The following is a 23,097-nucleotide window of genomic DNA, read 5'->3' as shown; positions in this document are numbered from 1 at the left end:
GCCCACCGGGCCGTCAAGGCTTCCCCTCCGGGCGGCCTTCGGCCGGCCTTGACCGCCCTCCCCCTACTTCCGCACGCCCCGAAGTCATCTCGACGAACCCGTCGCGACCTACTTGACAAGCCGTTCCACATCAGTCGACGGGGCGGCCGAGATCGGGCTCGGGGCCCGAACCGGGGCTGCGGGCCTCGGCCAGGGCCGCCCACAGGTCGGTCGCCGTCGGCTCGCCGACGAACGACGCCCGGACCACGCCGTCCCCGTCGACGAGGAGGGTGAGGGGGGCGACCTCGACCCCGTAGCGCTCGTGGAGGTCCCTGCGCTCCTGCCACGCGATGTCCTGGAAGGCGACCTGGGGGCTCTCCAGCACGCGCGCCTTGGCGGTGGTCGCCCGGCACGAGTCGCACGTCGCCGACGTGAACACGGCCACCAGCCACGGGCGATCGGCACCCTCGAAGTCGCCCCGGTCGAGCTGGGCGGGCGGAGCCCAGCCCGCCCGCAGCCCCGGCTGGGTGGGCGGTGCCGGCCGGCGACGCTCGAGCAGGCGCGCCACGACCACGGCCAGCACGACGAGGACGGCGGCGACGACCAGGCGTTCCACGCCGTCAGCTCAGCGGGATGCCCATGCTCGCCCACACGCCGGGGCTCCCCGGCACGTGGGCGTCGCGCTCGACGACCACCGGCGCCGACGACGTGACCAGCACCGGCATGGCGCCGCCCGACCGGCCCGCCACCGCGATCACCGCCCGGCGACCGGGGCCGACCTCCACCTCCTCGCCCACGGGGACCGTCTCCCCGCCCACCAGGCCGGAGGCCGACACGCGCGCCGGGCGACCCCCGACGTTGGCGATCACCAGGTACTCGGTCAGCGGGCCGCCCCCGCCGCCTGCCGGGAACAGCCATTTGGTGGCAGACCGGCGGGCGCCCAGGGTGTCGGCGCGCCCCACCCGGGGCGTGGGCGCGGTGAACACCAGCGTCCGCGAGGCGACGACGGGCACCCCGTCCAGCGCGCGGATGGTCGTGGCGTGGCCGACGCCGCGAGGCAGGCCGACCTCCTCGTCGAGCACCACGTCCAGCCGGCCCCGGGCGGGGACGGTGCGCTCGAAGTCCTCGACGACGCCCTCGTCGGCGATCACCTGGAAGAGCACGGTCGCCTCGTCGGTGCCGGGGTTCGAGACCGCGAAGTGCTCGCCGGCGCCGTCGGCGACCAGGCCGTTGGGGAAGTGCCACACCGTCCCGAGCGACGGTGACCCCAGCGCCACGGAGAGCCCGGCGGCGCCGGCCGCCGTGCGGGTCTGCGTCTGGGCGGCGATCACCCGGCCGGTACGCACGGCCACCGCCGTGGAGATGGCGTTGCGCCGGCGCACGTGCTCGCCGATCTCCCGGACCACCAGCGAGCGGCCGGGGACGACCACCGGCCGGAAGGCGGACGGGGCGGCGCGGCCCTGGTCGGTGCTGAACGACAGGTCGACGATGGCGTCCTCGGGGAAGGGGTTGAACAGCGAGATCGCCAGCGAGGCGTCCTTGGCCGTCACCCCGTCGGCGAAGTACCAGCGGTCCGAGGCGCGCGACGAGCAGGCGGTGGCGTCCGACCCGAGGGGCCCCCGCACGACCAGCTCGGCCGCCACCTGGCCGGCGCCGACGTCCACCAGGGCGGCGGCGAACGGCGCCTGCAGGGCGTCGCGCAGGGCGACGGCCGTCACCGAACGAGCCTCCACCGTGAGCGGCACCGCCTTCGTCTCGCCCGCCACGGGGACGACGGTGACGGTGCCCGTGACGGGCCGCTCCGTGGGGTTGGCGACCGACACCACACCGTCGGCCCGGCCCCCGGCGTCGGCGGTGGCGCCCACGCAGAACCACGTCGACGACAGGGCCCCGGCCGGCGGCGCGGTGGGCATGACCGCCCGCGCCGCGGCGGCGGCGGGGACGTCGGCCGCGGGCCGGTCGGCGCGGTCGGCGACCCCGCCGCCCACCAGCAGGGCGGCGACGGCGGCGACGACGGGGAGGCGGCGCACGCTCACGGCCCGTCCGACCGGCGGCGGGTGCGCACCAGGTAGCGGATCGCCAGCGCCCACACGACCACCTCGCCGGCCACCATGGCGTACCGCAGGGGCGACGTCCGGTAGCGCAGCGTGGCCGGGCCGGTGGCGGGCGAGTCGAACGCGTTGGTCCAGCCGAACGCCTCCGAGCGGTCCGCCGACCGCCCGGCCACCTCCAGGGACCACCGCGACGACGAGGCCTCGGCCAGCGCCACCCGGTCGCCCTCCTGGAGCGGACCGGAGAAGCGGGTGGGTGAGCGCTCGGCGGGGAGGACCGGCTCGGAGCCGGCCAGCTCCACCCCCCGCAGCGCCGCCAGCGCGTCGTCGCCCTGGTGGAGGTCCACGTCGGGCCCCAGGCGGGCTCGGGCCGGCGCCCAGGCCGCGTTCTCGTAGACGAGGAGAGCGGCGTCGCCCTGGAGCTTCTTGAGGTCGATCTGGGCGTCCAGGGCGAGGGGCAGGTCGGGCGGCGGCGGCAGGCGCCGCCTCGTCGCCCGGGACGGGGCGGCCCGGAGCGGGACGACGACGTAGCGCACGGCAGCGGGGGCCAACAGGTGCCCGAGGGCCGTCGTGCCGTTGCCCCGGGCGGCCGCCACCGCGTCGGCGACCCGGTCGGTGGTGCCCGGCGACGCGGCCGGCCACAGGCCGGCGGCGTCGGGGTGGCCGCCGCGCGACGTGGCGTACGCCAGGCCGTCGTCCAGCCGCCAGCCGGTGAGGGGAAGGGCGGCGGGGTCGCCCAACCACAGGACGCGGAACGCCCCCTCGGCCCGGCGCTCGGGCATCCACGAGAGCAGCCCGGCGAAGTCCTCCCGGGGCACGTTCCAGCGCCCGCCCAGGGCCGCCGCCGCCACCGGCACGGCGCCCAGCACGGTGGCGACCAGGGCGGCGGTGAACACCACCTGGCGCCACCCGAAGCGGTACCGCGGCATGTCCAGCTCGAACGCCACCACGCCGAGGGCGACGGCCAGGGCGACGCAGGCGGCGGCGGGCGCCAGGAGCACCTCGGGCGGGGCCACCGGCGCCGGCAGGTGGCCCCGCCCGGCCGCCCACGCCAGCCCCCAGGCCGTCAGCGCGACGACCCACAGGCGGGCGGCCCACGCCAGGCGCCAGTCGCGCCCCACGAGCAGCGGCAGGCCGGCCGTCACCAGGAACACCCACCCGACGGGCGGCGCTCCGAGCGACCCCGTCTGGAAGCGCAGCAGCTCTCCCAGCGAGTGCGAAGCGGCGGTCGACGAGCCGACGCCGGTGAGCGCCGACAGCCCACCACCGGGCAGGGCGAAGCCGGCCGACCACGGGAGCAGCGCCACGGCCGCCACGCCCACGGCGCCGAGCGAGGCGCCGAGCGCCCGCGCCATCCCGGCGCCCCCGCCCGCCAGGACGCACGACAGGCCCAGGGCCATCCCGATCGCCACCACCATCACCGCCACCGGCGGCGCCAGCGCGGCGGCGACGGCCACCGCCAGCCCCAGCCCGACCATCCGCCGCCGCCCCGGCGCGTCGGCGTCGTCGCCGAAGGGCGGGAGGCCGGCGGCTCCCAGCAGCGACCGCAGCACCCAGGGCGCCAACCCGTAGGCCACCAGCCCGCCCAGCTGCCCCCGCGACAGCGCGTTGTACGGCAGGGGGATGGCGGCGTAGACGACCAGGGCGGCCAGGCGGGGACGGAGCGACCCCAGGGGGGCGGCGAGCCGGTACGCCCCCACCACCCCGAGGCCGAGCGACCCCAGGACGACCACGGTGCGCAGGAGCGCGGTCGCCCCGCCCAGCACGACACCGCCCACCCCGAGCAGGGCGAAGGCGGCGGGCGCCGGCGACTCCGATCCCATCCCCGAGAGGTCCCAGCCGCTGAGGAACGATCGCAGCATCGACCAGGCGCCGGGGAAGGGCGACAGCTGGTGGACGGCGGGGATGCGCCCGGTGATCAGGTGCCGGCTGCCCACCACGAGGACCAGCCCGACGGCCGACCACACGGCGAGGGCCAGGACGTACCCTGGCGCGGCCTCGTCCCCGGCGTCGTCGGCGCCCCACCGCCGGGCGAGGGCCCCGGTGGTGCGCCTCCGTATCCGCTCGGAGGCCAGCTGCCCGCGCACGAAGCCGCTGAAGCGGGCGCTCCCCCGCACCTGGAGGCGACGGACCTCGGAGTCGGGCAGGCGGCGGACGGCGCGAACCGCCCGCCGGGCGGCCCGCAGCTCCCCCAGCCGGCGGAGGTTCCACGTCCACGCCCGGGCCGTGTCGCGCGCCGTGGCCGTGTGGCCGGACAGGACGCCGAAGACGGTCTCGGCGACGGCCAGCAGGGCGACCTGGGGGAGCACCCGCACGAGGTGCCAGGCGCCGTAGCCCTTCAGCACCGTCCGCAGCCGGTGGCGCAGCTGGAGGGGACGGGCCCGCCGCCGCAGGGCCGCCATCCCCGTCGGCGGCGGCCCGCCGCCCGGCGAGCGCAGCCCTCCCGACATGGCCTCCAGGTGGCGCACCCGGGCCGCCGGCGCCACCACCACCCGGGCACCCGCCACCTGGGCCCGCCACGACAGGTCGAGGTCCTCGCCGAAGGCGTGCATCACGGGGTCGAGCCCGCCGAGGCCGGCGAACAGGTCGGCCCGCACCAGGGTGCACCCGCCGGGCGCGAAGAACACGTCCCGCACGGCGTCGTGCTGCTCCTGGTCCAGCTCGCCGCGGTCGACCATGGGGTGGGGCGCCCCGCTCTTGTCGACGGCCATGCCGACCTGGAGGAGGCGGCGGGGGTCGTCCCAGTCGACCAGCTTGGGGCAGACCAACCCGGCGTTGGAGCGGTAGGCCTCCTCGACCATGAGGCGCACGGCGTCGGGGTCCGGCGCCACGTCGTCGTGGCACAGCAGGAAGTGGGATGCGCCCTGCACCACGGACAGGACCTCGTTGGTCGCGGCCGCGTAGCCGCGGTTCTCGTCGAGGCGGCGGACGTACGCGCGGGGCAGGACCGACGCCACCCGGGCCGTGGGGTCCTCGGCGCTGGCGGCGTCGACGACGAGCACCGAGAGGTTGGGGTAGTCCTGGTCGCCCAGGGCCTCCAGCGCCTCCTCGAGCCACGGCCCCGAATCGCAGGTGACCACCACGGCGACGACGGGCGGCGCCTGTCGCGGGGTGTCCATGTCCGATCGGAGGCTAGCCCGGAGGGTGCGCGGACCTCCGGTCACGGCGGGCCCGGGCCGGTCCGTAAGCTGGCGCCGTGGAAGCCGGGGACGACCTCCCGACCGCCCTCCGCGAGGCCGCCTACGTCGCCGTCGGGTTCGCTTTGATCGGCGTCCAGCGGGCCCAGGTCCGGCGCCGCGAGCTGGCCAGGCAGCTACCCGACCTCGAGCAGCACCTCCCGACCGGCGTCCGGGAGGCGATCGACATCGTCAGGACGGCGCTGAAGGGGTAGCCCCCGCCGCCTCGGTCGCCGCCGCCTCGGCCGCCGCCGCCCGGGCCTCGCCGAGCACGGCCCGCAGCGTGTCGTCCAGCGCCACCTCGGGCACCCAGCCGGTGGCCGCCCGCAGGCGGGACGGATCGCCCCGCAGCACGGGGACGTCCACGGGACGCAGCAGCGCCGGGTCCTCCACCAGCTCCAGGTCGGCGCCGGCCAGCTCCAGCATCCGCCGCACCAGGTCGCCCACGACCACCGCCCGGCCGGAGCACACGTTGTAGGCCTCACCCGGCTCGCCGCCGGCGGCCAGCAGCCGGTAGGCCCGCACGACGTCCCGCACGTCCAGGATGTCCCGGGCGGCGGACAGGTTGCCCACCTCGAGGGCGCCCGACCCGTCGCGCTGGGCGGCGACGATGCGGCGGGCGAAGGCGGGTACCACGAAGGTGGGCACCTGCCCGGGCCCGGTGTGGTTGAACGGCCGGGCCCGTACGACGGGCAGGCCGTGGCCGAGGTGGGCCTGCACGGCCACCATCTCGGCGGCGGCCTTGCCGGCGGCGTAGGGCGACACCGGCCGGAACGGCTCCCCCTCGCCCACCGGGATCTGCTCGGGCCGCACGGACCCGTAGACCTCGGCCGAGCTGACCACCACCACCCGCGGCGGGCCCGGGCAGCGCCGGGCCGCCTCCAGGACGTTGAGCGTGCCGCCCGCGTTCACCCGGAAGTACTCGGCCGGCTCCTGCCACGAGCGGCCCACGTGGGCCAGCCCGGCCAGGTGGTACACGGCGTCGGGACGGGCCTCGGCCATGGCCGCCGCGATGGCCGCGCCGGAGGTGACGTCCACCTCGGCGCCCGAGGCGACGACCTCGTCGCCCGCCTCCGTCAGGTGGGCGCGCAGCCACGTGCCCACGAAGCCCGACCCGCCGGTGACGTAGGCGCGCACGGCTCAGCCCGCCACGGCCCGGTAGAGCTCGGCGTGGGCCCGCCCGCTCGCCTCCCAGGTGTGGCGGGCGGCCACCGCGAACCCCCGCTGGCGCCGGGCTTCCAGGCCGGCGTCGCCCCGCACCAGCATGTCCAGGACGCCGGCCAGGCCGTCGACGTCACCCGGGCCCACCAGCATGGCGGCCCCCGCCGCCATCTCCTCCATGGCCGATCCGGTGGTGGTGACGAGGGGGGCGCCGCAGGCCAGCGCCTCCAGGGCGGGGAGCCCGAACCCCTCCTCCAGCGACGGGTAGGCCACGGCGGCCGCCTGGCGGAGCAGGCCGGGCACGACTTCGTCGGGCACGTAGCCGGTGCGGACGATCCGGTCCCGTGCCGCCGCGTGGCCGATGGCCGCCTCCACCGGCTTGCTCCCCCATCCCTCGACGCCGGCCAGCACGAGCGACAGCTCGGGGTGCCCGGGGGCCATGCGGTCGAACGCCTTGACCAGGGTGGGCACGTCCTTGCGGGGCTCGATCGTCCCCACGAAGGCGATGAACGGCGGGCGCACGCCGAGGGCGGCCAGGGCGACCGAGTCGGGCACCGCGCCGTCGGGCGGCTGCGGGCGGAAGCGGTCCAGGTCGACGCCGTGGGGGATGACGCGCACCGGGCACGACGCCGGGCACAGGGCGGCGAGGCGGTCGGCGGTGGCCCGGCTGACGCACACCACGGCGTCGGCGTGGCGGGCGGCGACCCGGATGGCCCGGCGGAACAGCACCACCTTGGTGCGCTCGTGCCACTCGGGATGGTCGAAGAACGTCAGGTCGTGGACGGTCACGACGCGGGGCACGCTCGCCGATTCGGGCATCGTGTAGTGGGGCGAGTGGTGGACCCGCACGGGCAGGCCCCGCAGCAGCTTCGGCAGGCGGGCCTGCTCCCACGCCAGGCGGCCGGGCCGGCTCCTCGGGGCGGCGGCGACCACCGTCGCCGTCGGCGACAGCTCCTGCCAGCGCCGGGCGTCGTCGCGGCGGGCGACGAAGGTGAGCGCCACGTCGTCCTGCCGGGACAGGGCGGTGGCCAGGTCGATGGTGTAGCGGCCGGCGCCCGACGGGTTGGCCGGGACGGCGGTGACGTCCAGGGCGACGGGCACGGCGGCGGCGAGGCCGGCGGCCGCCGCGCCGCCGGCGGGGGTGGCTTCGGTCACGCCACCTCCCGCCATGCCTCGACGTGGCGGCCGGCGGCCGCCTTCCATGTGAGCTGGCCGGCCCGCACGGCGCCGGCCGTCACCAGCTCGGCGCGCCGCTCCTCGTCGGTGGCGGCGTCGACCAGCCCTCGGGCGATGGCGTGCTCGTCCAGGGGGTCGACCTCCAGGGCGGCGCCCGCCGTGCTGGGGACGGGGCTCGCCACCACGGGTACGCCGGCGGCCATGGCCTCGACGGCGGGCAGCCCGTAGCCCTCGAACAGCGGGACGTAGGCGACGCAGCGGGCGCCGGCGTACAGGCCGGCCAGCACGCCGTCGTCGACCGCTCCGGCGAGGCGGACGCCCGGGGCGGCGGTGAGCGAGGCGGCGTCGACGCCCCACCCGGTGGGGCCGACCAGCACGAGGGGCCACGGCTCGGGCAGGCGAGGGCGGGCCCGGCCGTACCCGGCCACCAGCCGGGGCAGGTTCTTGCGGGGCTCCAGCGTCCCCACCGAGAGCAGGTACGGGCCCGTGACGCCCAGCCCCTCCAGGGTGCGGGCGGCGCCCGCCGTGTCGGGCGGCGGAAGGTGGTCGCACCCGTACATGGGGTCGAGGACCTCCACGTGCGAGGGCGGGGCGCCGGCGGCGACCACGGCGTCGGCGGTGCCGGCCGTGGGCACCAGCAGCAGGGCGGCGCGCCGGGCGGCGCGAGCCAGGGCGCGGTCGTGCCAACGCCGGCCCCGGGCCGGGAAGGCACCCGGGAGGCGCCGCCAGGCCACGTCGTGGACGGCCACGGCGACGGGCACCGACGACGGCGGCACGGCCAGCGACGGCGCGTGGACCAGGTCGAACCGGCGGCCGGCGACGCCGCCCACGCCCCAGCCCCAGGCCCGGGTCAGCGCCCGCCCGGGCAGGGGCGAGGCGAGCACGGGGAGCCCGAGGGCGGCGACCGGGTCGGGCCGGCCGGGCGACGGCGGGCGTCCCGCCAGCAGGGTGACCTCGGGGTCGCCGTCGAGGGCGGTCACCAGGCTGCGCACGTAGGTGCCGATCCCGCCGGGCGCGGGCCGGCGGAGCTGCTCGGCGGCGACGAGCACGCGCACGGTCAGCGGTCCTCGGCCGCCCGCCGGTACAGGCCGGCCAGCCCGTCGGCGCAGTCCTGCCACGAGAAGCGGGCCGCCTGCTCGAGCCCCCGGGCGACCAGCCCGGCCCGGACCTCGGCGTCGTCGAGCACCAGGGCGAGGGCCTCGGCCAGGGCCACGTGGTCGCCGGCCGGCACCAGACAGGCGGCGTCGCCCAGCACCTCGGGCAGCGCCCCGGCCCTGGTCGCGACCACCGGCACGCCGGCGGCCATCGCCTCCAGCGGCGGCAGGCCGAACCCCTCGTACAGCGACGGGAAGGCGAGCACGGTGGCACCCGACAGGAGGGCGGCGATGCCGGACGGGGCGGCCCATCCCAGGCGCACGACCCGGTCGGCGTGGGCGGCGCGGGCGAGCGCCTGCTCGAACGCGTCCGCCCCCCACCCGTCGGGGCCGGCGACGACCAGGCGCAGCTCGGGGTGGGCGGCGGCCACCGCGTCGAACGCGGCCACCAGGTGGGGGAACCCCTTGCGGGGCTCGATGGTGCCGAGGGCGAGCACGTAGGGACCGTCCACCGGCGGCCCACCGGACGGGGCCGGGCGCTCCGGCACCCCGTGGTGGACCGGCGTCACCCGGTCGGGGTCGGCGCCCAGCAGCTCCACCACCTCGGCGGCGACGAAGGCCGACGGCGTGTGCACCCGGGCGCCCCGGCCCAGGGCCCGGCGCACGAGGGTGGGGAACAGGGCGGTCGAGCGGCGGGCCAGCTCGGGGAACCGCACCGGGGTGAGGTCGTGCACGGTGACGACCTGGCCGGCCCGGCGGGTGGGCGGCACCACGAAGTTCGTGCCGTGCACGACGTCCACCGGACCCGTCCACCACTCGGCGGGCGGCTGGTCGGCCCGCGCCCAGGCCCGGAGCAGCGGCCCGGCCGCCATGGGCCGGGTGAGGGGGCGGACCGACTGGGGCAGGGCGGCGGCCAGGCCGTTGCGGGCCCGCAGCGAGAGGGCGTAGCCGGAGAGCTCGAGGCCCGGATCGCTGCCGAGGGCGCCCAGGGCGCCGGCGACGAAGGCGCCGATGCCGGTGCGCTCGCCGAGCATGGGCGTGGCGTCGACGGCGACCCGCAGGACGTTCACCCGGACGAGCCTACGGGCCACGCCCCACCACCCCCGGGACCAGGCCGCCCGCCGGCCAGTCAACAACGAAACAAACGTCCGCCGCGTCGGCAGCCGGCAGGGCCCGTGGCCGCACCCGCCGCCGCAGGCGGCCTCTGCGGCTGCGGACCACGGAGAAGGCACAGGGCGGAGGCGGGCGAGCTCCGCTCGCCCGCCGGAGCACGACCAAACTCGACCGAGTGGAGTGAGCGGAGCGAACGAAGGAGGTCGACGATCTAGCGTGGCCGCGTGGCCCCATCCCCGAGCGAGGCGGGCGCGGGGGGCGGCCCGTGCTGACCGCCCTGGCCGGCGGGGTGGGCGCCGCCCGCATGCTGCGCGGCCTGGCCGGCGTCGTCCCCCCGTCGGACATCACGGCGGTGGTGAACACGGCGGACGACGTGATCCTCCACGGGCTGCACGTCAGCCCCGACCTCGACACCGTCGTCTACACGCTGGGCGGCGCCAACGACGAGGAGCGGGGCTGGGGCCTGGCGGGCGAGTCGTGGACGACCATGGAGGCGCTCGAGCGCTACGGCGGGGAGACGTGGTTCCGCCTTGGCGACCGCGACCTGGCGACCCACCTCTACCGCACCCAACGGCTGGCCCAGCAGGCGACGCTGTCGGAGGTGACGGCCGAGATCGCCGCCGCCTGGGGCGTCGCCGTACGGGTGCTGCCCATGAGCGACGAGCGCGTAGAGACCCGCATCACCGTGGCCGGCCCGCGCGACGGCACGTCGGAGGAGATCGGGTTCCAGGAGTGGTTCGTGGGCCGCCGCCACGGCGAGGCCGTCGAGCCCGTCGAGTCCGTGCGATTCGAGGGCGCCGACGAGTCGGCGCCCGCCGCCGGCGTCCTCGCCGCCGTCGCCGCCGCCGACGTGGTCGTGATCTGCCCGTCGAACCCGATCGTGTCCATCGCCCCCGTGCTCGCCGTGCCGGGGGTGGCCGATGCCGTGCGGGCCCGGCGCCACGACGTGGTGGCCGTCAGCCCCATCGTGGCCGGCGCCGCCCTGCGGGGACCGGCCGACCGGCTCCTGGCCGACCTGGGCCACGAGGTCTCGGTGGTCGGCGTGGCCCGGCTGTACGCGCCGTACGCCGCCCGCCTCGTCGTCGACGACGCCGACGCCGCCCTGGCGCCCGCCGTGGAGGCCGAGGGGATCCGCTGCGTGGTGGCGCCGACGGTGATGAAGGGCCCGGCCGAGGCGGCCGCCCTCGCCCGCGTCGTCGTGGGCGGGTGAGCAAGCGCCGGTGACCCGGCCCCTCACGGTCCTGCCGGTGACGGGCGTCCCCGAGGTGCGGCCGGGCGACGTGCTCGCCGACCTGCTGGCCGCCGCCGTGGAGCTCGAGGACGGCGACGTGGTCGTCGTCACCCAGAAGGTCGTCTCCAAGGCCGAGGGCCGCCTCGTGCGCCTCGGCGCCGAGGCGGGGGCGGCGGCGGCCAGGGAGGTCGTCGAGCGGGAGTCGGTGCGGGTGCTGCGCCGGCGGGGCGACCTGGTCATCAGCGAGACGGTCCACGGCTTCGTCTGCGCCAACGCCGGGGTCGACCGGTCGAACGTCGAGGCGGGGACGGCGGCCCTGCTCCCGGTGGACCCCGACCGCTCGGCCCGCCGCATCCGCGACGGGCTGCTCGGGCGGGCCGGTGTGCGGGTGGGCGTGATCGTGTCCGACACCTTCGGGCGACCGTGGCGCCGCGGGCTCACCGACGTCGCCATCGGGGCCGCCGGGGTGGCCGCCGTGGTCGACCTGCGGGGAACGACCGACGCCGCCGGGCGCGAGCTCGTGGTGACCGAGGTGTGCGTGGCGGACGAGCTGGCATCGGCGGCCGAGCTGGTCATGGGAAAGGCGGCGGGCATCCCCGCCGCCGTCGTGCGGGGCGTGGACGCCGCCTGGCTGCGGGAGTCCTCGGTGCGCACCGAGGTCGTGCGCCCCCCGTCGGAGGACCTGTTCCGCTGACTCGCTGGCGCTGAACCGTCCGTCAGGCCGGCGGCCGGCGGCGGAACCAGTCCAGGGTGGCGGCGCAGCCCTCGTCGATCGACGTCCACGGCTTCCAGCCGAGGTGGATGCCGGCCCGTCCCGCATCCAGCGCGTTGCGGAGCAGCTCACCCGGGCGCGGCGGCGCGTAGGTCGCCGGCTCGCCGACGCCGGCGGCACGCGCCAGCGTGTCGTAGAGCTCGTTCACCGACGTCTCCACCCCGGTGCCGATGTTCACCAGGAGCCCCCCGGCCCGGTCCGCCGCCCGGACGAAGGCATCCACCACGTCGTCCACGAAGACGAAGTCGCGCGTCTGGTCGCCGTCGCCGAAGATCGTGCACCCCTCTCCCGCCAGCAGTCGGGAGGCGAAGATGGCGACCACGCCCGCCTCCCCGTAGGGGTCCTGGCGGGGCCCGTAGACGTTGGCCAGGGCGAGGGCCGTGAACTCGAGGTCGTGCAGCTCGCGATAGGCGGCCAGGTAGTCGCCGGCCGCCTTCTTGGCGACCCCGTAGGGCGACTCCGGCCGCTGGGGGTGCGACTCGCGGGTCGGCAGGTCTTCGGGGCCCACGGTGCCGTAGATCGTCCCGCCGCTGGAGGCGAACACCACCTTGCGGGCGCCGGCCCGGCGGGCGCCCTCCAGCACCTTGATGGTGCCCAGGACGTTCACCTCGGCGTCGAAGGCGGGGCGGGCGACGGACACCCGGACGTCGGCCTGGGCGGCCAGGTGGAACACCACGTCCGGCCGCCGCCGGGCGATCAGCTCGGTGACCTGGTCGGAGCGGACGTCGAGGCGGTGGAACGTGAAGTCGAAGGCCGGGTCCGACCGGGCGTCGGCCAGGTTGGCGAACGAGCCCGTGGACAGGTCGTCCACCACGTCGACGGCGTGGCCCTCGGCTAGGAGGCGGTCGACCAGGGTGGAGCCGATGAACCCCGCCCCCCCGGTGACGAGCGCCCTCATGGCCCGGCGCGGCGGGCACCGTCCAGCCGGGAGCCCCCGTCGACGTGCGCACCCTCACCGATCACCGACAGTCCCACCACCTCGGCGCCGGCGCCCACCACCGCACCGGGGCCGACGATCGACCGCCGCACGACGGCGCCCGGGCGTACGACGGCGCCCGGCAGCAGCACCGACTCCTCCACGGTGGCCGCCTCCACCCGCGAGCCGGCGCCGACCACCGAGCGGTGGACGGTGGAGCCCTTCCCCACGAAGGCGGCGTCGCCGACCAGCGAGCCCGGGCCCACGTCGGCGTCCACGACCGGCCCGCCCAGCACCCAGGCCCCGGAGCCGGTCCGGCGGGCACCGGCCGCCGGTGGGACGTCCCCGTCGCCGGCGAAGTGGAGGTTGGCCCCCAGGTACAGCTCGGGCGTGCCCGTGTCCGTCCAGTAGGAGTCCGAGGCCATGGCGAACAGGGCGCCCTGCGCCGCCATGGCAGGGAACGTCTCCCGCTCGATGTTCACCCGCCGGCCGTCGGGGATGCGGTCCACCACGTCGGCCTCGAGGACGTAGAAGCCGGCGTTGACCAGGTTGGTGGGCGCCTCGTCCCTCGGCGGCTTCTCCACGAACGCCGTCACGCGGCCCTTGTCGTCGGTGGGGACGACGCCGAACGACGACGGGTCGTCCACCGGGGTGAGGGCGATGGTGCCCTCCCCGCCCGACGACCGGTGGAAGTCGGCCAGGGCGCCCAGGTCGACGGCGGAGAGCACGTCGCCGTTCACCACCACGAACGTCCCGTCCACTCCGGCGTGGCGGGCGGCGAAGCGGATGGCGCCGGCCGTGTCGAGGGGCTCGGGCTCGACGGCGTAGTCCAGGTGGAACCCGGCGCAGCGGTCGTCCGGGAAGGCGGCCAGGAAGGCGTCGGGCCGGTAGCCCATCGACAGCGTGACCGAGTCGATGCCGTGGGCCCGGAGGTGGGCCAGGACCCGCTCGATCATCGCCACCTCGGCGACCGGGAGCATCTGCTTGGGCACGCTGAGGGTGAGGGGGCGCAGGCGCGTCCCCTGGCCGCCGACGAGGACGAGGGCCCTCACGGCGAGGGGCTGGGCGTCGAGGCGGCGGTGGTGGCGGTGGTGGTGTCCGTGCCGGCCGGGGCCGGGGAAGCGGTGGTGGTGTCGGTGCCCGCGGGCGCCGACGTGGCCGTGGTGGTCTCCGTGCCGGCGGGGACGGTGGTCGACGCCTCGGGGTTCGACACGGGCGACACGTCGCTCAGGTTGTCGAGCCCGCTCTTCGACGGCGGGTCCTCGGGGATGTCGGCATCGGGTGGCGCGAAGGCGATCACCAGCACGTCGCGGTCGCGCAGGCGCAGCTTCTTGGGGTCGCCGGTGCGCTCGGCGCCGTTGAGGAGGACCTGGAGCTCGCCCTTCTCGTCCTGGCCCTCGCACGTGTCGCCGTTCTCGTAGCGCGTGCCGCCGGGCACCTCGATGAAGTCTTTGCCCACCTCGAGCCCGACGGTGTCGGCGAACACCCCGAAGGTGGCGTTCCGCCCGGACACCGCCCGCGTGAAGGGGTGGATGTGGATGATGCCGTCGTTGTGGGTGTGGATGCCGCTGGGGTCCCGGTCGCTCTGGATGGCGGGGACGAACTCGTCGCAGATGTAGATCCCGTAGGCGGCGTGCCAGTGGTCGCCCGGGAAGTTCTTGCTCTGGGCGGGCGGGCGCGGCTTCTCCGACTTGAGCGGGTTGGACGCCGCCTGGCGCTCGTTCCGGCTGGTGAAGATGGTGAGGCTGCCCGCCAGCACCACGACGCTCATGGCGCCGTACCACCCCCAGGGCCGAGCGCCGCGGGCGGTGCGCCCTCCCCCGGTGCTGGCGGCGCGCGCCACCTTCTTGTTGCTCGAAGCCTTTCCCATGAGGTCGAAGCTACCGTGCCCGCAGGCTCTCCACGGAGCGACGGGCGCAGGCCAGCGCCGCCCGGACCGCCAGCCCGGCCGCGACGACCGGCACCAGGGCGGCCCTGGCCCCCGTCGTCGTGCGCCGGTAGAAGCGGAGGAGCGACCGGTGGTGCTCCACGATCATGCGGTACGGGGCCAGGTCGCTGGAGACGCCCTGGACGTGCACCACCCGGGCCGAGGGCTCGAAGGCGACCTTCCACCCGGCCCGGTGGGCGCGCCAGCACAGGTCCACGTCCTCGGCGTACATGAAGTACGACTCGTCGAAGCCGCCGACCTCCTCCCACGCCGTCCGGCGGACGAGGAAGCAGGCTCCCGAGACCCAGTCGACGGCCGCCGGCCGGCTGCGGTCGGCGTCCAGCATCCGGTAGCGGCGGGTGAACCGGTTGCCGGGCGCCACCATCCCGAGGAAGGCGTGGCCGACCGCCACGCCCAGGTCCGGGAACGTCCGCGGCGTCGGGTACACGGTCCCGTCCAGGTTCTCCACCAGGGGGCCGACGAGGGCGACGGCGGGGTCGGCGGCGAGGGCGTCGGCCATCGCCTTCACCGAGCCCGGCTCCACGACCACGTCGGAGTTGCAGACGAGGAGGAGCTCGCCGGAGGCGACCGCCGCCCCCCGGTTGGCCGCCGTCCCGTAGCCGACGTTGCCCCCCGTGGCCACGATGCGGGCGTCGGGGTCGGACGACGCCAGCGCCCACGTGGAAGCGTCGGCCGAGTCGTTGTCGGCCACCACCACGTCGTCCACGCCCTCGGCCCGCAGGCTGCGCACGCACTCCAGCAGGTGCTCCCGCGCGTTGAAGTTCACGACCACGGCACTCACGGACACGGCGCTCACGGACTGCGAGTGGCCGGCGCTCAACCCGGCCGACCGGAGCGGGCGAAGCGGTACCGGACCAGCGCCAGCAGCGCCCGCCAGGTGTCCCGCCGCTCGTACTTCCGGCCCTCGCCGTCCTCCCGGCCCACGAACGAGATCGGCACCTCGTAGATGCGCACCCCGGCCCGCAGGAGCTTCGCCGTCACCTCGGGCTCGAACTCGAAGCGCTCGGACTCGATGGTGATCCCGTCCAGCACCCTGCGGTCGAACAGCTTGTAGCAGGTCTCCAGGTCGGAAAGGTTCGTGTTGTAGAGGATGTCGGTGGCCAGCGAGAGGAAGCGGTTGCCGAGGTGGGTGGTGTAGCTCGTGGTGCGCCGGGCGCCGAGGAAGCGGCTCCCGTAGACCACCTGGGCCCGGCCCCGCAGCAGCGGGGCCAGCAAGGCCGGCCAGTCCTCGGGGTCGTACTCCAGGTCGGCGTCCTGGATGAGCACGACGTCGCCCCGGGCCCTGGCCAGCGCGGTGCGGATGCAGGCCGCCTTGCCCCGGTTGGCGTCGTGGCTGAGCACCAGCACGGTGGAGTCCTCGATGGCCGAGAGGACCTTGTCGGTCCCGTCGGTGGAGCCGTCGTCCACGACCACGATCTCCAGGTCGAGGTCGCCCGGCAGCTCGACGCGGCGCATGCGGCGGAGGATCTCGCCCACCGTCGCGCGCTCGTTGTACACGGGGACCAGGACGGAGAGGCGCTTGTACGGCGGGGGGGCCGTGCCGGGGCCCGACGCCCGGTCAGCGGCCACCGGCGACCAGCTCCCGGAAGTACTCGGCCGTGCGCACCAGGCCGGAGCGCAGGTCGACCTCGGGCTCCCAGCCGAACAGGCTGCGGGCCAGGGAGATGTCGGGCCGGCGGCGGGCCGGGTCGTCGACGGGCAGCGGCTCGAACACGATCTCCGAGGTCGACCCGGTGACCTCCACGGCCAGCTGGGCGAGCTGGAGCACGGTGTACTCGCCCGGGTTGCCCACGTTGACGGGGCCGACGTGGTCGGAGCCCAGGAGCCCGAGGAAGCCGCGCACCTCGTCGTCGACGAAGCAGAAGCTCCGGGTCTGCGACCCGTCGCCGTACACGGTGAGAGGCTTGCCCAGCAGCGCCTGGACGAGGAAGTTCGACACCGCCCGCCCGTCGTCGGGCCGCATGCGGGGCCCGTAGGTGTTGAAGATGCGGACGATGCGCACGTCCACGCCGTGGTAGCGGTGGTACGCCATCGTCATCGCCTCGGCGAACCGCTTGGCCTCGTCGTAGACGCCGCGCGGGCCGATCGGGTTGACGTTGCCCCAGTAGTCCTCGGGCTGCGGATGGACGAGAGGATCGCCGTAGACCTCACTGGTCGAGGCGAGGAAGAAGCGGGCGCCCTTGTCCTTGGCCAGGCCGAGGAGGTGGTGCGTGCCGCGACTGCCGACCTTGAGGATCTGGATGGGCATGCGCTCGAAGTCGGCCGGCGAGGCGGGGCTGGCGAAGTGGAGGACGGCGTCCACCGGCCCGGCCACGTGCACGAACTCCGAGACGTTGTGGTGCAGGAACGTGAAGCGCTCGTGCCCGAAGAGGTGATCGAGGTTGGCGAGGCGGCCGGTGAGCAGGTTGTCCACGCCCACCACCTCGTCGCCCCGCTCGACCAGGCGGTCGCACAGGTGCGAGCCCAGGAAGCCGGCGGCGCCGGCCACCACCACCCTCACCGGCCCATGCCCTCGTAGGCGAACCCCTTGCGGCGCGCCACCGCCGGGTCGATGAGGTTCCGGGCGTCCACCAGGCGGGCGTGCGCCATCACGTCGCGGACCTTGTCGAGGTCCAGCCACCGGAAGTCGTCCCACTCGGTGAGCACGACGAGCACCTCGGCGTCCTCGCAGGCGGCGTAGGGGTCCGGGACCCTGGTGATGTCGTCGAGCCCGGCGGGCGCGGCCGCCGGGTCGTAGGCCCGCACCGTCGCGCCTCGCGCCTGGAGGCGGCGGATGACGTCGAGGGCGGGCGAGTCGCGGGTGTCGTCGGTACGGGCCTTGAAGGTGAGCCCCCACGCGGCGACGTTGGCACCGTCCAGCGAGCCGCCCACCATCCGCTCGACCTTCGACACGACACGCTCGCGCTGCTGGTCGTTGACCCCGACGACGCCCCGCAGGAGGCTGAAGTCGTAGCCGGCGTCGTCGCCGATGCGGATGAGCGCCCTGGTGTCCTTGGGGAAGCACGAGCCGCCCCAGCCGGGCCCCGGCTTGAGGAACTCGAAACCGATGCGCTTGTCGTACCCCATGCCGAGCACGACCTCGCGGACGTCGGCGCCCACCGCCTCGCACAGGTTGGCGACGGCGTTGACGAACGACACCTTGGTGGCCAGGAAGGCGTTCGACGCGTACTTGATCGTCTCGGCCGACGCCGGGTCGGTGACGATGAGCGGCGCCTCCAGGCGCTCGAACAGCGACGCCACCCGCATGGCGGCGCGGTGGTCGACGCTGCCGATGACGATCCGGTCGGGGTGCAGGCAGTCGTGCACGGCCGAGCCCTCACGGAGGAACTCCGGGTTCGACACCACCGACACGTCGTCGCGCCCGAGGGCCTGCTCGACGACCAGCGTCGACCCGACGGGGACGGTCGACTTGTTGACGACCACGGCGTCGGTGGCCAGCAACGGCCCGATCTGGCGGGCCGCCGACTGCACGTAGCTCATGTCGGCCGACCCGTCGTCGCCCTGGGGCGTGGGTACGCACAGGAAGACGAACTCGGCGTCGGGCACCGCCTGGTGGGCCCCCAGCACGAACGACAGGCGACGCCCGTCCAGCCCCTCGCGCACCAGTTCCTCCAGACCCGCCTCGAAGATGGGGATCTCGCCCCGGTTGAGGCGCTCCACCTTCTCGGGGACCACGTCGGCGCACACGACGTCGTGGCCCAGGTGGGCGAGGTAGGCACCGGTCGTCAGCCCCACGTAGCCGGTGCCGACCACCGCGACCCGGCTCACGACCGGCCTCCCGGGGCCCCGGGGGCCGGCACGGCGGCGCTCACGGGGCGGCGGGGGCGGCGGTCGCCGCCCGCCGCCCGGTGAGCTCGGCGACCAGGCGGTCCAGCGACTCGCGGTAGTGCGGGAGCAGGGGCAGGCCGGCCAGGCGCAGGGCGGCGTTGTCGAGCACCGACCAGGCGGGCCGGGGTGCGGGACGGGCCGGGCGGAGATCGGCGGTGGCGATGGGACGGACCACGTCGGGGTCCCCGCCGGCGGCGGCGATGATGTCCCGGGCGAACTCGAACCACGTGGTCCGGCCCTCATTGGTGACGTGGAACACGCCGGGCAGGCGGGCCACGGTGAGGCGGGCGACGGCGGTGGCCAGGTCGTCGGCGAAGGTCGGGCAGCCGTGCTGGTCGTCGACCACGGCGAGGCCCTCGGGGGGCGGCGCCGACGCCGCCCGCAGCATCGTCTTCACGAAGTTCCTCCCGTGCCGGCCGCACACCCACGACGTGCGGACGATCGTCGAGCCCGGGTCGAGCTCGTGCTCGCCACCGAGCTTGGACCGCCCGTACACCGAGATCGGCCCGGTGGCGTCCCACTCGTCGTAGGGCCGCCCGCTGTCGCCCGGGAAGACGTAGTCGGTCGACACGTAGACGACGCGGGCGCCGACGATGCGCGCCGCCTCGGCCACGTGGCGGGTCCCGAAGGCGTTGACCAGGAACGCCCGGTCGGGATCCTGCTCGCACCCGTCGACGTCGGTCCACGCCGCCGCGTGCACGACCACGTCGGGCGCCATCGACGTGATGCCCTGCAGCACCGAGTCCCGCGACGCCAGGTCGAAGTCCGCCTGGTCGGGCGCCACGACGCGGTGGCCGGCGAAGGCCGAGACCACCTCGGAACCGAGCTGCCCCGAACCCCCGGTCACGAACACCCTCACGAGCAGCCCCGAGGCGCCAGGCCCGCCAGCGCAGCCGGCGCGGTCGCCAGCGCAGCCGGCGCGGTCGCCAGGCCCGCCGGCACGGTCGCCAGGCCCGCCGGCTCGGTCGCCAGGGCCGCCGGCTCGGTCGCCAGGGCCGCCGGCCACGCACGCCGCCGCAGGCGGCCCCGATGGCCGGCGGCCACGCGGGCCGGCCCAGCCGGCCCGCCGACGAGTCGTCGAGCGGAGGCCGGCCGGCTCCGCCGGCCGGCCGGAGCACGGTCAGCTCCTCCGAGCGGAGCGCAGCGAGCGAGGAGGATCATTTCAACGGCTCCCACCACCAGCGGTTGTCGCGGTACCAGTCGACGGTGGCGGCCAGGGCCTCGTCCAGCCTCCGGGACGGCTCCCAGCCCAGGCGCCGCACCTTGGAGCAGTCCACCGAGTACCGGCGGTCGTGGCCGAGCCGGTCGGGCACGTAGCTCACCATCGACTCGTCGGCGCCCAGCAGGGCGAGGATCATGTCGACCAACGCCCGGTTGGGGACCTCGTTCCCGCCGCCCACGTTGTAGATCTCCCCTGGCTGCCCCTCTCGGAGCACCAGGTCGACGGCGGCGCAGTTGTCGTCCACGTGGCACCAGTCCCGCACGTTCATGCCGTCGCCGTAGAGGGGCACGGGCCGGCCGTCCAGCAGGTTGGTGACGAAGAGCGGGATGACCTTCTCGGGGTACTGGTAGGGCCCGAAGTTGTTCGACGACCGGGTGACCATCACGGGCACCCCGTAGGTGGTGAAGTACGAGAGGGCGATCAGGTCGGAGCCGGCCTTGGAGGCGCTGTACGGCGAGCGGGGCGCGAGGGGGTCGGACTCCAGCGACGACCCCGTCTCCACCGAGCCGTAGACCTCGTCGGTGGAGATGTGCAGCACCCGCTCGGTCCCGAGGCGGCGGGCCACGTCCACCACCACGTTGGTGCCCTGGCAGTTGGTGTGCACGAACTCGTCGGGGCTCACGATGGAGCGGTCGACGTGGCTCTCCGCCGCGAAGTGGACCACCGCGTCGTGCCCGGCCATGGCCTGCTCGACCGCCTCCCGGTCGCCCACGTCGCCCTTGACGAACCGGTAGCGGGGGTCGTCGTCGAGGTCGGCCAGGGTGGCCAGGTTGCCGGCGTAGGTCAGCAGGTCGAAGACGGTGACCTCGTCGTCGCTGGTGGCCAGGACGTGGCGGACGTAGTTCGACCCGATGAACCCGGCTCCGCCGGTGACGAGCAGCTTCACAGGAGGAGGCTACCGGCTCAGCCCAGGTCGACCACGCTGTGGTCGCCCAGCACCAGCCGGTTGGCACGGGGCCGCTCGGCGCTGCGGGTGACCTCCACCGAGCGGCCGATCAGGGAGTCGATGAGGCGGCCCGCCTCCACGATCCGGCTGTGCTCCAGCACCACCGAGTGCTCGACCTCCGACCCGTCCACCAGGCAGTCGTGGTACACGGCGGTGAAGGGGCCGATGTAGGAGTCCACGATGCGGGTGCCCTCGCCGATGATGGCCGGGCCCCGCACCGTCGACCGGACGACCTCGGCTCCCGGCTGCACGACGACCCGACCGTCGATCCGGCTGTCCTCGTCGACCGAGCCGGCGATGCTCCGGTCCAGCGTCTCCAGGATGAGGCGGTTGGCCTCCAGCAGCGGCGTCAGCTTGCCGGTGTCGATCCACCAGCCGTCGAGCACCTGGGCCCGCACCCGGTGGCCCCGGTCGACCAGCGTCTGGATGGCGTCGGTGATCTCCAGCTCGCCGCGGGCCGACGGCCCGATGGCCCGCACCGCGTCGTGGATCGAGGCGTCGAACAGGTAGATCCCCACCAGGGCGAGGTCCGAGGGCGGCTCGGCCGGCTTCTCCACCAGCCGCACCACCTCGCCCCTGGCGTCCAGCTCGGCCACCCCGAAGCGCTGCGGGTCGGGGACCTTGCACAGGAGGATCTGGGCGGCGACGTCCTCCCGGTCCTCCTCGAAGTGGTCCACGAACTCCTTCAACCCCTGCTGGAGCAGGTTGTCGCCCAGGTACATGACGAAGTCGTCGTCGCCCAGGAAGTCGCGGGCGATGAGGACGCAGTGGGCCAGTCCCAGCGGGGCGTCCTGCGGCAGGTAGGTGACGTCCAGGCCCCAGCGCGAGCCGTCGCCGACGGCCGCCTTGATCTCGTCGCCGGTGTCGCCGATCACGATGCCGATCTCGTTGATGCCGGCGGCGGCCATGTCCTCCAGGCCGTAGAACAGGATGGGCTTGTTGGCGACCGGGACGAGCTGCTTGGCGCTGGTGTAGGTGATGGGCCGGAGCCGGGTGCCGGCGCCGCCCGACAGGATCAGGCCCTTCACGTCGTGCTCCTCGATGTGCTCAGCACGCCGGCTCGGCCGGCGCGGGCGCCGCCGTGGTGGCGGCGGTCGGGGCGGCGGTCGTGGGGGCGGTGGCCGCCGGTGCGGCGCCCGGGGCCTCCCGGATGCCCTGGAAGCCGCCGCCGGTGACCAGCACCAGGTCGCCGCCCCGCAGCGCCGTGTCCTCGGTCAGCTGGGTGGGGCCCTCCACGTAGGCCTGGAGCAGCTGGGCCTTGGGGAGCTGGCCCTTGGCGTAGCGGATCGCGGTGCGCGGGTAGCCGAACCGGTCGGCGTCGCCGGTGGCCGCCACCGAGAAGTCGGCCTCCCGCAGCGCCGCTGCCGTCGTCCCCGCCTGCCCGCCCGTTCCCGTCCCGTTGAGGACCCGGACGCTGACCGTGCCGGCGAGGACCTTGGGCGGCGGGCCGGCCGGCTGCACCGGATCGGCGCGGCCGACGAACCGGTCGATGATCTCGCCGGCCTCCGGCTGCTTGAGCTTGAGCACGGCGGCGCCGCCCTCACGGGTCTGGACGGTGGGCAGGGGGAGCATCTCGACGGCGTCGGCCTCCAGCGAGCGGAAGCGCTTGGCCAGGCGGAGCATGTCCTTGGTGGAGAACGCCTTGTCGATCTTCACGTTCGGCACCGCGCTGTTGATGATCGAGTTCAGCTTCACCGGGTTGCGGCCCACCTGCGAGGCCTTGCCGATGACCCGGCGGATGAAGGTCTGCTGGCGCTCGATGCGGCCGATGTCGGCCGTGGGGTCGACCCGCCACCTGCCGCCGTCCTGGTACTGGTAGTTCCGGCTGCGCACGAAGGCGAGGGCGCGGTCGCCGTCGAGATGGACGCACCCGGGCTCGGCGATGTCGAGGCCCGAGACGGTGTCCCGCACGGGCGACGGGAAGTACATCTCCACCCCGCCGATGGCGTCCACGATCCCCCGGAACCCGTTGAAGTCGACCTGGGCGTAGTGATCGATCTCGATGCCCAGCTGGTCGCGCAGGGTGGCGATGAGCACCTCGGGGCCCTGGGCGAAGGCAGTGTTGATGCGCCGCGGGCCGGCGTCCTCGCTGCCCGCGATGGGGACGGAGAGGTCCCGGGGGATGGACATGAGCCGGGCCTTCTCGGCGTCGGGGTCGACGTGGAGGATGATGATGGTGTCGCTGCGCTGGCTGCCGACCTGCCCCTCGGTGCCGAACTGCTCGCGTTCCTCGGGCGAGATCTCGGCCCGGCTGTCGGAACCCACCAGCAGGACGTTCATGGGCCGGCCGGGGTCGTCGTCGCCGCAGTTGCGCAGGACGTCGCAGGCGAAGTCGATCTTGTCGACCTTGCCGAACTGCCAGCGGAGGTAGGCGTAGGTGACGCCGGTGACGACCAGGCAGACGGCGACGAGGACGTTGGCGCCGATCAGCAGCCGGCGGGGCCACCGGCGCGGTCGTACCTCGCCCGGTTCGATGACCACGGC

Annotated in this window: 21 protein-coding genes; 3 read left to right on the top strand and 18 right to left on the bottom strand. The window is 75.5% G+C overall.

The genetic code is table 11. The annotated features are described in order from the left end of the window. Positions 1-130 precede the first annotated feature (130 nt). Genes VM242_10020 through VM242_10010 form a run of 3 tightly spaced genes read right to left on the bottom strand, consistent with a single transcriptional unit; the run spans position 131 to position 5,149 of the window. The gene (locus tag VM242_10020) at positions 131-595 is read right to left on the bottom strand and encodes a hypothetical protein (GenBank protein ID HVM05500.1); all 465 of its coding nucleotides are present in this window, start codon (positions 593-595) and stop codon (positions 131-133) included. Positions 596-599: 4 nt separating this feature from the next. Beyond that, positions 600-2,015: a DUF5719 family protein gene (locus VM242_10015; GenBank protein HVM05499.1), complete on the bottom strand. Its 1,416-nt coding sequence runs from the start codon at positions 2,013-2,015 to the stop codon at positions 600-602. Then, the gene (locus VM242_10010) at positions 2,012-5,149 is read right to left on the bottom strand and encodes a glycosyltransferase (protein HVM05498.1); all 3,138 of its coding nucleotides are present in this window, start codon (positions 5,147-5,149) and stop codon (positions 2,012-2,014) included. The genes VM242_10015 and VM242_10010 overlap by 4 nt, the downstream gene beginning before the upstream one ends. A 77-nt stretch (positions 5,150-5,226) precedes the next feature. Between VM242_10010 and VM242_10005 the strand changes: the two genes are divergently transcribed. Beyond that, positions 5,227-5,421 (top strand): hypothetical protein, encoded by a 195-nt coding sequence (locus VM242_10005; protein HVM05497.1) that lies wholly within the window; start codon positions 5,227-5,229, stop codon positions 5,419-5,421. On the opposite strand, the gene VM242_10000 is transcribed toward VM242_10005, so the two are convergent. The 4 genes from VM242_10000 to VM242_09985 are packed head-to-tail and all read right to left on the bottom strand — an operon-like array spanning position 5,399 to position 9,707. Beyond that, positions 5,399-6,343: a GDP-mannose 4,6-dehydratase gene (locus tag VM242_10000; protein HVM05496.1), complete on the bottom strand. Its 945-nt coding sequence runs from the start codon at positions 6,341-6,343 to the stop codon at positions 5,399-5,401. The two genes, VM242_10005 and VM242_10000, sit on opposite strands and share 23 nt — an antisense overlap. A 3-nt stretch (positions 6,344-6,346) precedes the next feature. Further along, the gene (locus VM242_09995) at positions 6,347-7,522 is read right to left on the bottom strand and encodes a glycosyltransferase family 1 protein (GenBank protein HVM05495.1); all 1,176 of its coding nucleotides are present in this window, start codon (positions 7,520-7,522) and stop codon (positions 6,347-6,349) included. Next, on the bottom strand, positions 7,519-8,598 hold the full coding sequence (locus VM242_09990; GenBank protein ID HVM05494.1) for a glycosyltransferase family 1 protein: 1,080 nt from the start codon (positions 8,596-8,598) through the stop codon (positions 7,519-7,521). The genes VM242_09995 and VM242_09990 overlap by 4 nt, the downstream gene beginning before the upstream one ends. A gap of 2 nt (positions 8,599-8,600) precedes the next feature. Next, complete coding sequence (locus VM242_09985; GenBank protein ID HVM05493.1) at positions 8,601-9,707, bottom strand: glycosyltransferase family 1 protein; 1,107 nt, start codon at positions 9,705-9,707, stop codon at positions 8,601-8,603. Positions 9,708-10,015: 308 nt separating this feature from the next. On the opposite strand from VM242_09985, the gene cofD reads away from it, so the two are divergent. Both cofD and cofE read left to right on the top strand, forming a co-directional pair. Further along, positions 10,016-10,960 (top strand): 2-phospho-L-lactate transferase, encoded by a 945-nt coding sequence (gene cofD / locus VM242_09980; GenBank protein HVM05492.1) that lies wholly within the window; start codon positions 10,016-10,018, stop codon positions 10,958-10,960. A 10-nt stretch (positions 10,961-10,970) separates the two neighbouring features. Further along, positions 10,971-11,675 carry a coenzyme F420-0:L-glutamate ligase gene (gene cofE / locus VM242_09975; protein HVM05491.1) on the top strand — a complete coding sequence of 235 codons (705 nt, stop codon included), beginning with the start codon at positions 10,971-10,973 and terminating at the stop codon, positions 11,673-11,675. A gap of 22 nt (positions 11,676-11,697) precedes the next feature. On the opposite strand, the gene VM242_09970 is transcribed toward cofE, so the two are convergent. The 11 genes from VM242_09970 to VM242_09920 form a co-directional block, all read right to left on the bottom strand. Then, positions 11,698-12,651, bottom strand: a complete 954-nt coding sequence (locus VM242_09970) for an NAD-dependent epimerase/dehydratase family protein (protein HVM05490.1) — start codon at positions 12,649-12,651, stop codon at positions 11,698-11,700. Next, complete coding sequence (locus VM242_09965; protein ID HVM05489.1) at positions 12,648-13,721, bottom strand: NDP-sugar synthase; 1,074 nt, start codon at positions 13,719-13,721, stop codon at positions 12,648-12,650. The genes VM242_09970 and VM242_09965 overlap by 4 nt, the downstream gene beginning before the upstream one ends. Beyond that, entirely contained in the window at positions 13,718-14,539 is an 822-nt protein-coding gene (locus tag VM242_09960; protein ID HVM05488.1) for a hypothetical protein, read from the bottom strand. The genes VM242_09965 and VM242_09960 overlap by 4 nt, the downstream gene beginning before the upstream one ends. Before the next feature lie 10 nt (positions 14,540-14,549). After that, a complete protein-coding gene (locus VM242_09955; protein ID HVM05487.1) occupies positions 14,550-15,413 on the bottom strand; it encodes a glycosyltransferase family 2 protein in 864 nt (287 codons plus the stop codon). Between the two features lie 20 nt (positions 15,414-15,433). After that, complete coding sequence (locus tag VM242_09950) at positions 15,434-16,186, bottom strand: glycosyltransferase family 2 protein (GenBank protein ID HVM05486.1); 753 nt, start codon at positions 16,184-16,186, stop codon at positions 15,434-15,436. Continuing rightward, positions 16,176-17,117, bottom strand: a complete 942-nt coding sequence (locus VM242_09945; GenBank protein HVM05485.1) for a UDP-glucuronic acid decarboxylase family protein — start codon at positions 17,115-17,117, stop codon at positions 16,176-16,178. Before VM242_09945 ends, VM242_09950 begins: the two co-directional genes overlap by 11 nt. Next, positions 17,114-18,385 (bottom strand): UDP-glucose/GDP-mannose dehydrogenase family protein, encoded by a 1,272-nt coding sequence (locus VM242_09940; protein HVM05484.1) that lies wholly within the window; start codon positions 18,383-18,385, stop codon positions 17,114-17,116. Before VM242_09940 ends, VM242_09945 begins: the two co-directional genes overlap by 4 nt. Before the next feature lie 40 nt (positions 18,386-18,425). Then, the gene (gene rfbD, locus VM242_09935) at positions 18,426-19,304 is read right to left on the bottom strand and encodes a dTDP-4-dehydrorhamnose reductase (protein ID HVM05483.1); all 879 of its coding nucleotides are present in this window, start codon (positions 19,302-19,304) and stop codon (positions 18,426-18,428) included. Between the two features lie 298 nt (positions 19,305-19,602). Then, positions 19,603-20,553, bottom strand: coding sequence for a dTDP-glucose 4,6-dehydratase (gene rfbB, locus VM242_09930; GenBank protein HVM05482.1), 951 nt, complete (start codon positions 20,551-20,553; stop codon positions 19,603-19,605). A 17-nt stretch (positions 20,554-20,570) separates the two neighbouring features. After that, positions 20,571-21,641 (bottom strand): glucose-1-phosphate thymidylyltransferase, encoded by a 1,071-nt coding sequence (locus tag VM242_09925; GenBank protein HVM05481.1) that lies wholly within the window; start codon positions 21,639-21,641, stop codon positions 20,571-20,573. A 19-nt stretch (positions 21,642-21,660) separates the two neighbouring features. Continuing rightward, a complete protein-coding gene (locus VM242_09920) occupies positions 21,661-23,094 on the bottom strand; it encodes an LCP family protein (GenBank protein ID HVM05480.1) in 1,434 nt (477 codons plus the stop codon). Positions 23,095-23,097: the final 3 nt, after the last annotated feature.

The organism is Acidimicrobiales bacterium, from assembly GCA_035540975.1.
GTDB lineage: Bacteria > Actinomycetota > Acidimicrobiia > Acidimicrobiales.
The sequence above is the reverse complement of the archived record's forward strand: the minus strand, read 5'-3'. Positions and strand labels throughout refer to the sequence as shown.